The sequence below is a fragment of the Nitrosomonas aestuarii genome, assembly GCF_003046585.1.
GTDB lineage: Bacteria > Pseudomonadota > Gammaproteobacteria > Burkholderiales > Nitrosomonadaceae > Nitrosomonas > Nitrosomonas aestuarii.
Window position 1 is genome coordinate 32,456 of sequence record NZ_QAAE01000004.1, and the last position, 13,623, is coordinate 46,078.

General features: G+C 44.6%; 13 protein-coding genes. 4 read left to right on the forward strand and 9 right to left on the reverse strand.

Features of this window, described 5'->3' with window-relative positions:
- From C8R11_RS04780 to C8R11_RS04795, 4 genes are all read right to left on the reverse strand, one after another.
- Positions 1 to 783 carry a CbbQ/NirQ/NorQ/GpvN family protein gene (locus tag C8R11_RS04780; RefSeq protein ID WP_107794717.1) on the reverse strand — a complete coding sequence of 261 codons (783 nt, stop codon included), beginning with the start codon at positions 781 to 783 and terminating at the stop codon, positions 1 to 3.
- A 62-nt stretch (positions 784 to 845) separates the two neighbouring features.
- A complete protein-coding gene (locus tag C8R11_RS04785; protein WP_107794718.1) occupies positions 846 to 2,180 on the reverse strand; it encodes a cbb3-type cytochrome c oxidase subunit I in 1,335 nt (444 codons plus the stop codon).
- 43 nt (positions 2,181 to 2,223) lie between these two features.
- Positions 2,224 to 2,676, reverse strand: a complete 453-nt coding sequence (locus C8R11_RS04790) for a c-type cytochrome (protein ID WP_107794719.1) — start codon at positions 2,674 to 2,676, stop codon at positions 2,224 to 2,226.
- Positions 2,677 to 2,950: 274 nt separating this feature from the next.
- Positions 2,951 to 3,190, reverse strand: coding sequence for an HP1242/YdcH family protein (locus tag C8R11_RS04795; protein WP_107794854.1), 240 nt, complete (start codon positions 3,188 to 3,190; stop codon positions 2,951 to 2,953).
- 314 nt (positions 3,191 to 3,504) lie between these two features.
- Here C8R11_RS04795 and C8R11_RS04800 point away from each other — a divergent pair, with 314 nt between their 5' ends.
- Complete coding sequence (locus C8R11_RS04800) at positions 3,505 to 3,684, forward strand: twin transmembrane helix small protein (protein ID WP_090702076.1); 180 nt, start codon at positions 3,505 to 3,507, stop codon at positions 3,682 to 3,684.
- A gap of 166 nt (positions 3,685 to 3,850) precedes the next feature.
- Positions 3,851 to 5,029, forward strand: a complete 1,179-nt coding sequence (locus C8R11_RS04805; RefSeq protein WP_107794855.1) for a BaiN/RdsA family NAD(P)/FAD-dependent oxidoreductase — start codon at positions 3,851 to 3,853, stop codon at positions 5,027 to 5,029.
- Between the two features lie 46 nt (positions 5,030 to 5,075).
- Here the strand turns inward: C8R11_RS04805 and ppk2 are convergent, their stop codons facing one another.
- Complete coding sequence (ppk2, locus tag C8R11_RS04810) at positions 5,076 to 5,834, reverse strand: polyphosphate kinase 2 (protein WP_107794720.1); 759 nt, start codon at positions 5,832 to 5,834, stop codon at positions 5,076 to 5,078.
- A 29-nt stretch (positions 5,835 to 5,863) separates the two neighbouring features.
- Complete coding sequence (locus C8R11_RS04815) at positions 5,864 to 6,259, reverse strand: YchJ family protein (protein WP_107794721.1); 396 nt, start codon at positions 6,257 to 6,259, stop codon at positions 5,864 to 5,866.
- Between the two features lie 132 nt (positions 6,260 to 6,391).
- Here C8R11_RS04815 and dinB point away from each other — a divergent pair, with 132 nt between their 5' ends.
- On the forward strand, positions 6,392 to 7,582 hold the full coding sequence (gene dinB / locus C8R11_RS04820; protein ID WP_107794722.1) for a DNA polymerase IV: 1,191 nt from the start codon (positions 6,392 to 6,394) through the stop codon (positions 7,580 to 7,582).
- A gap of 67 nt (positions 7,583 to 7,649) precedes the next feature.
- Here dinB and pnp read toward each other — a convergent pair whose 3' ends face one another.
- From pnp to C8R11_RS04835, 3 genes are all read right to left on the reverse strand, one after another.
- Entirely contained in the window at positions 7,650 to 9,791 is a 2,142-nt protein-coding gene (gene pnp / locus C8R11_RS04825; RefSeq protein WP_107794723.1) for a polyribonucleotide nucleotidyltransferase, read from the reverse strand.
- A 108-nt stretch (positions 9,792 to 9,899) separates the two neighbouring features.
- Entirely contained in the window at positions 9,900 to 10,169 is a 270-nt protein-coding gene (gene rpsO, locus C8R11_RS04830; protein WP_090702087.1) for a 30S ribosomal protein S15, read from the reverse strand.
- 230 nt (positions 10,170 to 10,399) lie between these two features.
- Complete coding sequence (locus C8R11_RS04835) at positions 10,400 to 11,860, reverse strand: dynamin family protein (RefSeq protein WP_107794724.1); 1,461 nt, start codon at positions 11,858 to 11,860, stop codon at positions 10,400 to 10,402.
- 436 nt (positions 11,861 to 12,296) lie between these two features.
- Between C8R11_RS04835 and C8R11_RS04840 the strand changes: the two genes are divergently transcribed.
- Positions 12,297 to 13,022 (forward strand): DUF502 domain-containing protein, encoded by a 726-nt coding sequence (locus C8R11_RS04840; RefSeq protein WP_107794725.1) that lies wholly within the window; start codon positions 12,297 to 12,299, stop codon positions 13,020 to 13,022.
- Positions 13,023 to 13,623: the final 601 nt, after the last annotated feature.

The window sequence follows — 13,623 nt, forward strand, 5'->3', positions numbered from 1 at the left end:
TTAACCGTAAGTCGCGCGTATCAGTTCCAATAGGCCTTGCTTGACATCAACATCATCACATAGTGGTTCCACCAGTGCTGTTTCAGCTGCCTGAAAAGGATCTAACCCACTCTTCATAAGAATAGCGCAATAGACAAGCAGACGGGTTGATACGACTTCCTCCAGATCAATTTCTTTCAGTTCCCGCAGTCGTTTCGCAAGATTTACCAGAGGAATGCACTGTTTCACAGGCAAACCGCTTTCAGCTGCTATAATTTCAACTTCCGTTTCAGCTGGTGGAAAGTCAAAACTGATGGATACAAAACGCTGGCGCGTGCTGGGTTTTAGTGACTTGAGAATATTCTGATAGCCCGGATTATAAGACACCACCAGCATGAATTCGTCTGGTGCTTGCAAAATTTCTCCGGTACGTTCGAGCGGCAGAATCCGACGGTCATCCGTTAAAGGATGAAGCACCACCGTCACATCTTTGCGTGCTTCCACAACCTCATCCAGATAACAAATACCACCCTCGCGCACAGCACGCGTCAATGGGCCATCCATCCATACAGTCTCGCCACCTTTAAGTAGATAACGCCCTGTCAGGTCTGCCGCAGTCAAGTCGTCGTGGCAAGAGACGGTATGCAACGAACGCCCCAGCCGGGCTGCCATATGGGATATAAATCGGGTTTTGCCACAACCGGTTGGCCCTTTGATCAGTAAAGGAAGCCGTTGACGATAAGTCATCTCGAATAAAATACATTCATTACCAACCGGTCTATAGAATGGCATTTCCGCCAGCATGGACGACGCTGTCGATTCCTGTTGAAACTGGGACGAATTCGTTGTCAAAATTGCGACTGCTATTATGAATACTTTGAAGTCGTTGTTACCTGTTCCTTGACAGGTCCAAGCGCCGAATAAATGAACAGTATTGCACCCAATACAAAAAACACACCCGAACCCAGCCGGAACCAGTAAAACAATTCAATTTGTGACTGGATTTGCATAAAGCCCATACCGAGCACACGCTGAAGGTGTGTCTGCAAAACACCTGCAAACGCAAGTGTGAAAGTCATGAATACCATAGCACCAGTCATCAACCAGAAACTCCACATATTCAGAATTTGATTGAATGGCTGTACTCCCCGAAGTGCAGGCAGGGCATATGTGAAGAAAGCCAGATTCAGCATCACATAAGCGCCGTAAAAAGCCAGGTGGCCATGCGCAGCCGTCAACTGGGTGCCATGCGTATAGAAATTGATCGATGGAAAACTGTGCATGAGACCCAGCACCCCGGCGCCGAAGAAAGCCATTATCGGACAACCCAGACTCCAGAGCATCGCCGCTTTATTCGGATGGTCGCGCCCGCTTCGATAGACAAGATAAAAAGCCCACAAGACCATAGCGAAAAATGGAACCACTTCCAGAATCGAGAAAAAAGCGCCAATCCAGTGCCAGTATTCCGGCGTGCCAATCCAATAATAGTGATGACCGGTTCCAAGTAGCCCGCTGAAAAGTGAAAAGCCGACAATGACATAAAGCCATTTTTCGATAACTTCACGGTCAACACCAGTTAATTTAATCAGCAGAAAAGCCAGCATAGCCGCCATGATCAATTCCCAGACACCCTCCACCCAGACATGCACGACCCACCACCAGTACAGCTTGTCTAATGCCAGATTGTCAGGATTGTAAAAGGCGAACAGAAAAAAAATCAATGCACCCCATAAACCCAGCAGCAGGACAATGGAAACGACAGTTTTTCGTCCTTTGAGAACAGTCATACTGACATTGTAAATAAATACTATGAAGGCGACAGCCATCAGAACCTTGACCCAAAATGGCTGTTCCAGAAATTCACGGCCTTCATGGATGCCAAAAAGATAGCCGACCACTGCGGACAGAGCGGCGAATACAAAAATACCCAGTTGCAACCAGGCCAGTTTTGGACTGTGAATTTCGCATTCACTTTCTTCGGGAATCAGAAAGTAACTGGCGCCAAAATAACCCAGCAGGAGCCACACCAGAAGTGCATTGGTATGTATCATTCGAATGATATGAAAAGGTACGGTTTCCGATAGAAAGTTCGGAAAAACATATACGGCGCCGGCCAGCACGCCAGCCAATACCTGTACCAGGAATAAAGCAAGTGCAGCGGCGAAATAGGGATAGGCAAGCTTCTGGGTTTGATATTTCATTTATGAATCTCCGTGGGCAAACTTTTGCAAATATCTCGAGTAATTAACCGGCATCGTTAGGCGGCCACCCCAACGTATCAATACGACTTGTCCATTCAAGAAAGTCAATTAAATCATCCAGTTCTTGTTCCGTCAGATTGAATTGGGGCATTTGACGGCGACCCTGCACGCCTGTCGGCTGCGCGCGCATCCAGGCTTTTAACCCCATACGCGCGCCCGCTGCGTTGTCGCGCCCACCATAGCGAACCCACACATTTCCCAACTCAGGCGCAAAATAAGCGCCTTCACCGAGCAGCGTATGGCAATTAATGCAGGAATGCCGTTCCCAGATATGTTTTCCTCGGGCAACCGCTTCAGTCAGGGTTGACTCATCCGTAGAAACATTTTTGATATAGTAATGGCTGTGTACCGTTAAAGCCGTGAAAACCACCAGAAAGAAGATTGAACCGCCATAGAAAATATTGCGTGCAGCTGACTTGGTTAAATATTCTGCCATACCTCCTCCCTTTTATAAACGGTTAAAATATCCACATCCATTAAGCATCCATTAGATCTTTATAAACATTTAGATAAAGGTTTTTTAGAAGCTATCCAGGATTTAACGCAGGTTATCCGAGATAAAAAGCGGCGATTTTCTCGTTTTTGTTGTAAAGGCAACATCCAGTACTCCCTAGGTAGGTGTCATCCTGTTCCCCTAGCAAGGGTTTAGCTGTAAACACATTCACGGATGAACGAAAATTTATTTTACAATACGTTACAGTCTTTGCAAATTATGTTTCCGTAATCATTTTATAAAGGCAATCTTTTAATAAAAGACGTTTCTTTTTTAAATCTTCCAGGTATTCGTCGGATGTATTCTCTACACCTTCCTCTATCCGACGTACTTCCCGGTTTACATCATGATATTCCTCAAACATTCGAGAAAAATGCGCATCACTGATTTTCAATTCATGAATCCGATCATGGTACTCAGGAAATTCATGATGCAAATCATGCTTTTCGGGTATCATTTTTTCTTCTCTCTGTTGAACGCTTACGTAATAAAAGCGCATTTACGATAACAACAAAACACCTACCCACTTTGTTTGTCATACCTATATCTATAAGCAAATTTTATACCTGCTAACAAAAACCAACCTGATTTAGATCAAACTCGCGTGAAATCCACATTCAACCCTGCCCTGTCTCCCGGTTGTCGTGTTGGCGTTATGTTACGTGGATTCAACTTATTGCTCAATGCACTTTTCAAATTCCCATTGGATAATCCGCAAATCTCGGCTAAACTAGCTGTCTTGATTTTAACTCGCTAACTAGAGGTAAGCCATTGAACATTTTAGCAGCGATATTATTTCTCATTATTTTATACAGCCTGGGTTCCGCACTTTATTACATGTATAAAGACAGCGGTGATTCAACGCGCATGGTCAAGTCACTCAGTATTCGCATTGGCGTATCAATTCTGCTATTCGTTATCATGATGGCCTACAGCTGGTTCAATATGTAACGCCCGGCCAAGTTTAGATTGTTATCAATCACAATTTGACTTTGGCTGATTGCAGACATCCAGATTCAATCATAAGCTATCTGCTCTCACACGCCGGATTTAAAACTTGATAAAGAAGTCCGTCAGTCATGCAGATGTCATCATAATTGGCGCAGGGGCGGCAGGAATGATGTGCGCTATAGAGGCCGGCAAACGTGGTCGCTCTGTACTGCTGTTGGATCATTCGCCCAGGCTTGCCGAAAAAATCCGGATATCAGGCGGGGGGCGGTGTAACTTTACCAACCGGCATACCAAACCCGAGAATTTTCTGTCAAATAACCCACATTTTTGCCGATCGGCACTGGCCCGCTTTACACCGAACGATTTTATCGCATTGCTTGAAAAGTATGGTGTACGTTATCACGAGAAGAAACTCGGGCAATTATTTTGTGACAACAGTTCACAACAGATTATCGATTTGTTAAAAAAAGAATGCGATGCTGCCGGCGTTACCTGGAAAATACCATCCAAAGTATCAGCTGTGAAACAGCTCAATCATGACGATGCAGATCACATAAATAATAAGCGGTTTACTATCCAAACCGAAGGTAATACCTTAATTGCACACTCATTGGTAATCGCCACCGGGGGATTGTCAATACCGCAAATTGGCGCCAGCGATTTTGGCTACCGGATCGCTCGTCAATTTAACATTCCGGTTACAGCGCTTCGACCGGGGCTGGTAGGTATGACTTTCTCTCAAAATGATTTTTCCTGTTTCAAGGATATTTCCGGCATCGTGACTGACACCGAAGTCAACTGTCAGAGCGCTTCATTTCGTGAGAACATATTATGGACGCATCGCGGACTTAGCGGCCCAGCTATTTTGCAGATTTCATCTTACTGGAGGCCTGGTACAGCCATCCATATCAATCTGCTTCCGCAGCAAGCATTGATGGATATTTTTCATACAAAAAAACAAAGCGATCAACTGTTATCTAATCTGCTCGCCAACTACTTACCCAGACGTCTTGTACATGCCTGGTGCGATATGATGCTGACTCAGCTGTCCTTATCGCACTTGTCCAACAAACCGGTCAGACAGTTTCGTGATAGCACACTGAAGCGAATTGCCGAAAAGATACATGACTGGCAAGTCGTTCCCAGTGGCACAGTGGGTTATAAAAAAGCCGAGGTGACGGTGGGCGGCGTTGATACCCATGCATTATCTTCCAAAACGATGGAAGCCACGCAAGTACCCGGACTTTACTTTATTGGTGAAGTTGTTGATGTTACCGGACAATTGGGTGGTTTCAATTTTCAATGGGCCTGGTCATCCGGCTATGCTGCCGGCCAAGCGGTGTAGACAACATCCTGTCTGACCAGACAAAAATGAAAAAGCCGACAGATTGTCAAGTCGCAATCATTCCTTTCTCATAACACAAGGGATCAAATTCAAACACAATGGATGGATCATAAATCAGCTTTTCCTTTTGTTTGCCCTGATAATCCACATGACTTAAAAAATGTTTAATGACATTGATGCGGGTACTTTTTTTGTTATCGCAGTGCGCGATATACCACGGCGCGTATACAAAATGGGTTTTTACGAACATAATATCCCTGGCCTCTGAATACGCGTGCCACATGGTTTGCGCTTTTTTGTCGATAGGACTTATTTTCCACTGTTTGAGCGGACTTTCCCTGCGCGCTTTGAGCCGTTTCTTCTGTTCCTGTTTTGAGATATCAAGATAGTACTTAAAAAAAATGAAATCAGCCTGTGTCAGCAGATGTTCAAAATTACCAACCTCATCCATAAATTTTTGGCATTCGCGGTCGTTGCAAAAATTCATTACCCGTTCGACACCGGCACGGTTATACCAGCTGCGGTTAAAGAACACGATTTCTCCCGCAACCGGCAAAAACGGCGCGAATCGCTGAAAATACCACGCACTCTTCTCACGATCTGAAGGTATCCCCAGTGCGACGGTACGTGCTTCTCTTGGACTGAGATGTTCTCTGAAACGCTTGATGATGCCATCCTTACCGGCCGCATCCCTTCCTTCAAAAAGAAGGCAGACCTTCTTTTCCTGTTCAATCACGCTTTTGTGAAACTTCACTAGCTCTACCTGCAGCGTGTACAGCTCTTTTTTATAAGTTTTGTTATCCATCGTGCCTATCTCTATCGCATCCCGATATTTTAAATAATATCACCATCCACATAAAACCACCGCCCGTTGTCACAAACAAAACGACTAATTTCATGCAAACGATAGGCACGCCCACCCACTTTGTAACGCGCCACAAATTCAACAATTGCATCTTTGGGCGTCAATTGCTCATGACGCTTCACAGCTAGCCCCAGCCATTGATCGTGTGATTGATCAGCCAATTCAAGTGAGACTGGACGCGTACTGCAATGCCAGGTTGCCAGAAGATAATCTTCACGTTTCAATGTATACGCCGCATAACGCGAGCGCATTAAAATTTCAGCTGTTGCAGGTACTTTGGCGTTATCCAGATAGCTGCCGCAGCAATCGGAATATGCTTTGTGACCGCCGCACGGACAACCTTTTAATTTTGGTTTCACCTTCATTATTAATTCACAAAAATTGTTGCGCCAGACAAAATCATACTCACTGCCTTTGATTTATGATTTAATTTATCATAATCAATTATCCTGATCACAGATACGTCAAATAAAGTTATTATTTCGATTAGTACCCCTATGAATTCCTCCGAACAACACCCATTGCAGCAACAAGCTATTAAGCGCCGTATTGCACACCTGGACATGGATGCTTTTTATGCATCCGTTGCGCTATTGCGTTATCCTGAATTGCGTGGGCTGCCTGTTGTCATCGCTGGCTGTGACAAACAAAAACCTGTATTGCAGGCTGACGGCAATAGACATTTTTTTCGATTACGTGACTATGCAGGTCGCGGCGTTATCACAACGGCAACTTATGAAGCGCGCGCAGCTGGTGTTTTCTCCGGCATGGGTATTATGAAAGCCGCGCAACTGGCGCCAGATGCGATTCTATTACCGGTTGATTTTAGCGCTTACCGCCACTATTCCCGTCTGTTTAAGACTGCTGTGACCAGCATTGCGCCGCAGATTGAAAACATGGGTATTGATGAAATTTATATCGATCTCAGCGATCTACCTGATGACACGATCACCCTTGCACAACAAATCAAGCAAACTGTCCACAAGTCTGTCAGACTTTCCTGTTCGATCGGGATCGCCCCAAACAAGCTGTTAGCAAAAATCTGTTCAAATCTCAAAAAACCCGATGGCATTACCATTCTTGATGCAGTCGACATTCCCGACCGAATCTGGCCGCTTCCTGTAAACAAAATAAATGGAATTGGTCCTAAAGCAACTCAAAAACTAGCACGATTGGGAATTACAACCATTGCCGAACTGGCATGCGCTGAATTGAGTTTATTGCAAACCTATTTTGGACGCAGCTATGCCATCTGGTTACATGAAGCATCACGCGGCATTGATCATCGTCCGGTGATAACGCACACAGAACCAAAATCAATCAGCAGAGAAACCACGTTTGATCGCGACCTTCATCCACACCATGATCGTGCAATCTTGTCAAAATCATTCACAGCGCTATGCGTGCAGGTTGGCGAGGATTTAAAGCGCAAAGGCTATACAGGACGCACCATCAGCATTAAACTGCGATTTGAAGATTTTCATACGATAACACGGGATATAACTCTGACTACATATGTAACCGATCCCGTACAAATACGCCATGCTGCGGGAAAATGTCTGAAACGAATACCACTTTCAAGAAAAGTGCGCCTGCTTGGCGTAAAAGTCAGCACACTTTCTTCTATCCACACACTACAGGACGCCGAAGTCTCCTCAGTGCAAAGAGAATTGCCTCTTATCATGTGACTGCATGTTAATGGCCTGCTTGACAGTCATTAACATGCTGAGTGACAACTAATAGTCCGTTAAATTCTTAGTTTTCAGTCGTATCGGTTGTTTCGATTGCCGTGTCCACAACATCAACTGCTTCTTCATTTGTTACCGCTTTCATACTGAGCCTCAAGCGGCCTTTATCATCTGCTTCGAGTACTTTAACACGCACTGACTGGCCTTCACTCAAGTGGTCTGACACGTTGTTTACACGCTCATTGGCAATTTGTGAAATATGCAGCAATCCGTCTTTACCCGGCAGCACACTCACAATCGCTCCAAAATCAAGTAATTTAAGCACTGCACCATCGTAGATTCTGCCAACTTCTACTTCTGCGGTCAAATCCTCGATCCGTTTTCTGGCAAGCTCTCCATTTTCGGCATTGACGCATGCAATTGTTACCTGGCCTTCGTCCGTAATGTCGATAGTTGTACCAGTTTCTTCGGTCAAAGCTCGAATAACCGCACCGCCTTTCCCAATGACATCCCGTATTTTTTCCGGATTGATTTTAATTTTAATGATCCGTGGCGCATGAATGGAAATACTGTCACGTGTGACGGGCATCGCTTCTTTCATGATTTCCAGGATATGTAAACGTCCTTCCCGCGCCTGTAACAGTGCTGCGTGCATGATTTCTTTGGTAATACCCTGTATCTTGATATCCATTTGTAAAGCGGAAATACCGTTTTCCGTTCCTGCCACTTTAAAATCCATATCACCTAGATGATCTTCATCACCCAGAATGTCGGTGAGCACTGCAAAACGCTTTCCATCTTTAATCAGTCCCATGGCAATTCCCGCAACATGCGCTTTTAAAGGCACACCAGCATCCATCAGCGCCAAGCAGCCGCCACATACTGACGCCATTGAACTGGAACCATTCGATTCTGTAACTTCGGAAACCACGCGCAGAGAATAACCAAATTCTTCCTGGGAAGGCAGCACTGCAATCAATGCACGTTTCGCCAGTCGGCCATGACCGATCTCACGACGTTTAGGCGTACCAACACGGCCGGTTTCACCCGTCGCATATGGCGGCATATTATAATGCAGCATAAAACGCTCAGAATAATCACCCTGCAGAGAGTCAATTCTCTGTTCATCACGCGCAGTCCCTAATGTTGCAACGGCTAAGGCTTGCGTTTCGCCGCGTGTAAAGAGCGCTGAGCCATGCGTACGCGGTAACACGCCGTTGCGTATTGTAATAGGCCTTACGGTACGCGTGCCGCGACCATCGATACGAGGCTCGCCATCCAAAATCTGGTTGCGAACAATTTTAGACTCGAGTGCAAAGAATGCTTCCTCAAATGCGCGCGGCTCGGGTCCATCGTCGTTACCCACGCCAATTTCTTCTGCACTTTTTTGACGCACAGCCGCAATGGCTTCTGTACGCGCCTGTTTTTGCTTAATCTTGAAGGCCTGCCGTAAGTCTTGTTCCGCCAATTGAGCAATCTTTTCTTCCAAAGCAGTGTCTTTTTCCGGCGGCGTCCATTCCCAAGCCGCTACACCTGCTTCATCTGCCAGCTCATTAATTACATTAATAATCGCCTGCATTTGCTCATGACCATACATCACCGCGCCCAACATAGTATCCTCTGACAGTTCCATCGCTTCGGACTCGACCATCAATACTGCCTGTTGCGTCCCGGCCACGACGAGGTTCAATTGGGTATCATTCAGTTCGGTCGTCGTTGGATTCAATACATATTCGTTATTGATATAGCCGACACGTGCAGCGCCAATCGGGCCATCAAAAGGAATACCAGACAACACGAGCGCCGCCGATGTGCCGATGATTGCAGGTATATCCGCATCCACTTCTTCATTCGACGACAGCACAGTAGCCACAACCTGCACTTCATTATAAAAACCATCCGGAAAGAGCGGGCGTATAGGACGGTCAATAAGCCGGCAAGTCAATGTTTCTTTTTCTGAAGGACGCCCCTCGCGCTTAAAGAAACTGCCGGGTATTCTCCCCGCAGCATAAAACTTTTCCTGATAGTCAACTGTGAGCGGAAAAAAATCCTGTCCAGGACTCACATTTTTTGCACCAACAACAGTCACTAACACAACTGTATCGTCCATTGTCACCATAACTGCGCCATGTGCTTGCCTTGCGATCTCGCCCGTTTCCAGAGTGAGTTGATGACGCCCGTAAGTAATGCTCTTCTTGATAGGTTTCAATTAACAATCCTTTTTTCTTGAATTCATATCCGTTTAGCCAATTTAACTGCGCTGCGCTTTACAGCAGCTGTTTGATTTAACTATCCGGATATAGTATTTTGCGTTTTATTACTTGCGTAAACCGAGTCGATCAATCAACGTTCTGTAGGCATCAACATTTTGGCGTTTCAGATAATCAAGCAATTTACGGCGGCGGCCGACCATACGCAAGAGGCCACGGCGCGAATGGTGATCCTTGACATGTGTTTTAAAATGACCGATCAAATCATTAATTCGGGTCGTTAAAAGCGCCACCTGAACCTCCGGGGAACCAGTATCGCTCTCGCTTCTCTGAAAATCACGCACGACCTGTGCTTTCTGATCAGTTGTAACTGACATATATTTCTCCAATTAATACCTAATGTAATATATAAAAACGCGAAATTTTACTCTTTAATATGGTCCTTGTCCAAAACAGATCAAAGTATCTTTCAGTTTAAATTCTATTTTCTAAAAACATATCTATTGATATTAAATAGCGAAAACAAACCGAATCCAGATTAATCGATAAAATAATTAACAGGCTTAGTTTTACCTGTTGCCCCCTATCGGCACCTTATTAATAAAGCCTAACTTGATAAAACCTGTACATTTTCTCCATCATTACCGGACGGATTGGTAAATTGATCATTCAATTCCTGAATATAATCATTGGATTCATCAATAATTTCATCAATTGTTTGCTCAGTGACCTCATTCCAGCCAGCTGGTTTTTTAAAAAGCATGGATCTGTAGGCTGCCGTACTCTTGCTGAAAGCCTGTGTGTATTGCTTGCAGGTTTCATGATCACTACCCATTTCCTGCACGAGCTTTTTCTTGATCTTGTTTGCAACCCGTCTGCGAATCGTAAAATGAATAAAACCCAAACCGCCAAGCAATACCAGCAGCGCTACAAGAGAAAATGACTCACCGGGTATAAACGCGCCCAACAAATCCCATGATTCAGTGAAATGCAAAGCCGTTCCGGCAAGAATTGTCAAAGTTGAAAAGATCACGCCGTCCAGTAGAAGTACTTTGCTTCGCCATTCACCCAGCATTTCTACCAACTTGACCATCGCCTGGTTTTTAATGGCTTTTGCTGTTTGCTCGAGCTTTCCGACTATACGATACGAACGCTCAACTTCAATTTGCTGCATTCGCGCATAAATGTCCGCCATATCCTCTTCACGTTTCTTCTCAAAACGTTCCCTGACTTGAGGATCGCTTATCGGCACCGCAACGTCTGGATTATAAATACGATAGAAGCGACCAGCGATTAAACCAACTTCTGCCAGCGAGCGCTGCCAGGCAGACACCACTTCTTCGGGGTTATCTTCCTGTGCAGTAACGTCCATCTGATTGAGAATATACAAAAATTTGTTTGCGTCAGCGCGATTAACACTCGCAGAAACCAGATAAGCAAGCGTATCTTGCATGGCCTTCGGTTCGGGGTGGCGGGCATCAAAAAACACCAACACCAGATCAGAAAGATTTATAATATGCTGGGTCAAACGCAGCGTCGAAGCACGCTGACTATCGGCATCAAAACCCGGAGAATCAATCAGGATTTTACCGCGTATTTTTTCGGACGGGCAGGTTTTTAGTTGCAGATAGGCATCAATACGCTCCTGTCCAGCTTCAGAAATTTCTTCAATACTTTTGCTGATATGAAAGAAAGGAAAACGCGGATCAGCATCCAGTGCAACACCGGGCAACGTTTTGGCCTGATTATGGCGGCTGTAACAGATAACCGTAAACTTATCATCTACGGCTTGATTACCGGTTCGTTGTAATTTCAGACCCAAATGTGTGTTGATAAAAGTTGATTTACCTGCAGAAAAAGTACCTAAAACGGCAATCATCGGCCACCAGGTAACGCAGGTTGCATAAGATTCATCTCTGCTAAGCAACCCCATACTATAGCCGATATAATCCATTTTTCTGAAACTTTTGACTGCTTTTGCCAGTATAGGATTATCTGGATGTTCATCAGCCAGATGCTTTTCCAGACTATTTAGGAGTTTATTGATTTGTGTAGAACTATATGACATAAGAGCCCCTTTTCATTCCTTATAAAATGCATCCTGATAAAGATGTTATGGATAATAAATTAATTTGATTGATAAATCCTGGTGTATAAAAAAGATCCCACTCTTCAAAGTTATTTTGGTTTATGCTTACACCTGTGTATTCAGGAAAATCAATTACCGATTTAAATTTGATCTAACACAAGTTAAGTAAGTAAAATTTCAGTAAAAAATAAAGAACCCTCGCGTGGCGATTCTATCAAGAACAAATCCTGCTTACCAGCAAATGGCCGTTTTGATAATACTGTGTTGTGAAAATACCATTTTCTTTTCTTGTTAGCATTATTTTTTTGCAGCATATTTTTTCAATAATGAAAGGTCAAACCCGCCAGATAGCACTGACCAATAGCTCAAAAATCCAGAACTCCAAAAGAACAATGAACAGGAACAGTACATCGTTATGAATGACACGCGCAACAATAACATACAACAAACCGAACGTTCGGCGCATATTGGACGGTATGTGCTGATAGGCGCACTGACAATCGCACCACTCTGGGTCACCTGGCTGGTTTTTGAGTTTGTACTAAAAATGCTGGCACAAATGGGTGAACCCTTACTGAAAGGACTGGCACGCGCAGTGCGTCCACATTCGGACACCATCGCCAGTTGGCTGCTCGATTCCAGCTTCCAGCAAGGCGTTGCCGCACTGCTGACGATTGCCAGTCTGTACGGCATCGGACTATTGGCTTCATTCGTGATTGGCAAAAAAGTAATTGGTCTATACGAAGATATCCTGGCACGCCTGCCATTAGTACAAACTATATATGGCGCCACCAAACGTTTCTTGCACACCTTGAGCCAGCCACCTGTTACCGGACGCAGAGTCGTGCTTATTAGCTTTCCATCTTCCGAGATGAAGGCCATCGGCTTTATCACCAAGGTCATGCATGACACTGAAACAGGGGAGAAACTGGCAGCGGTCTATGTTCCCACCTCGCCCAATCCTACTTCAGGTTATATTGAAATTGTGCCTATTAAAGATGTCGTCATGACTAATTGGAGCACGGAAGAAGCGATGACATTTGTAGTGACCGGCGGCACCACCTCACCTGAGAACATACACTTTTCAAACCCCAGAGTACCGCAAAATATGATGCCGGAAACGAAAACGAAAACCGATTAAAATTTGTTTCAGTATATTTGATTGTTAACAGAGACACTGCAGAATCGAATTCCCGCTAAAGCTGCCTGGCATATCGATATTAGAAATTAAAATCAGGAATCACTTACGACTGTCAGAAAATGTCCTTACTCGGCCCGGAAAGTCACTCACTGAACATACTCTTGGGCTGATGGTAACGGGCATTGCATATAACATAAGGGAACTATGCTCGGAAGCCCGAATAAAAACGCCGCAGAAGATCAGGCACAGTCTGGTGTTAACCCGGGCTAATGGAAAATCCGGGTAAAAACCTGCTTCTCCGAACAAAATAACCAAGTTTATTAGGCCCTAGTATTTTTCTACGAATAGTAATGATAATAATAATCATTTGCATACATATATAATACCATGTACAATTTCACACATTCATCGAAGCCCTAACCATGATGATGTGTACCGCACCAATCAGCGCATGGCATTATCATTATGCGTAGTCGGATGATTGGAGCTGTTTAAAGTGTAAAAGTTTATATAGGCAAGTTACCCAGCACATCTCTGCTGTATATTTCCTGGATGTGCTGGGACTTTTATGATTTTCAATGCATGTCAACCCAATTTCAGT

Excerpts from the sequence above, each read along its gene's own strand:
- C8R11_RS04780 (WP_107794717.1), bottom strand. The coding sequence starts at position 783 with ATGCTGGCGGAAATGCCATTCTATAGACCGGTTGGTAATGAATGTATT.
- C8R11_RS04785 (WP_107794718.1), bottom strand. The coding sequence starts at position 2,180 with ATGAAATATCAAACCCAGAAGCTTGCCTATCCCTATTTCGCCGCTGCA.
- C8R11_RS04790 (WP_107794719.1), bottom strand. The coding sequence starts at position 2,676 with ATGGCAGAATATTTAACCAAGTCAGCTGCACGCAATATTTTCTATGGC.
- C8R11_RS04795 (WP_107794854.1), bottom strand. The coding sequence starts at position 3,190 with ATGATACCCGAAAAGCATGATTTGCATCATGAATTTCCTGAGTACCAT.
- C8R11_RS04805 (WP_107794855.1), top strand. The coding sequence starts at position 3,851 with ATGATGTGCGCTATAGAGGCCGGCAAACGTGGTCGCTCTGTACTGCTG.
- ppk2 (WP_107794720.1), bottom strand. The coding sequence starts at position 5,834 with ATGGATAACAAAACTTATAAAAAAGAGCTGTACACGCTGCAGGTAGAG.
- C8R11_RS04815 (WP_107794721.1), bottom strand. The coding sequence starts at position 6,259 with ATGAAGGTGAAACCAAAATTAAAAGGTTGTCCGTGCGGCGGTCACAAA.
- dinB (WP_107794722.1), top strand. The coding sequence starts at position 6,392 with ATGAATTCCTCCGAACAACACCCATTGCAGCAACAAGCTATTAAGCGC.
- rpsO (WP_090702087.1), bottom strand. The coding sequence starts at position 10,169 with ATGTCAGTTACAACTGATCAGAAAGCACAGGTCGTGCGTGATTTTCAG.
- C8R11_RS04835 (WP_107794724.1), bottom strand. The coding sequence starts at position 11,860 with ATGTCATATAGTTCTACACAAATCAATAAACTCCTAAATAGTCTGGAA.
- C8R11_RS04840 (WP_107794725.1), top strand. The coding sequence starts at position 12,297 with ATGAATGACACGCGCAACAATAACATACAACAAACCGAACGTTCGGCG.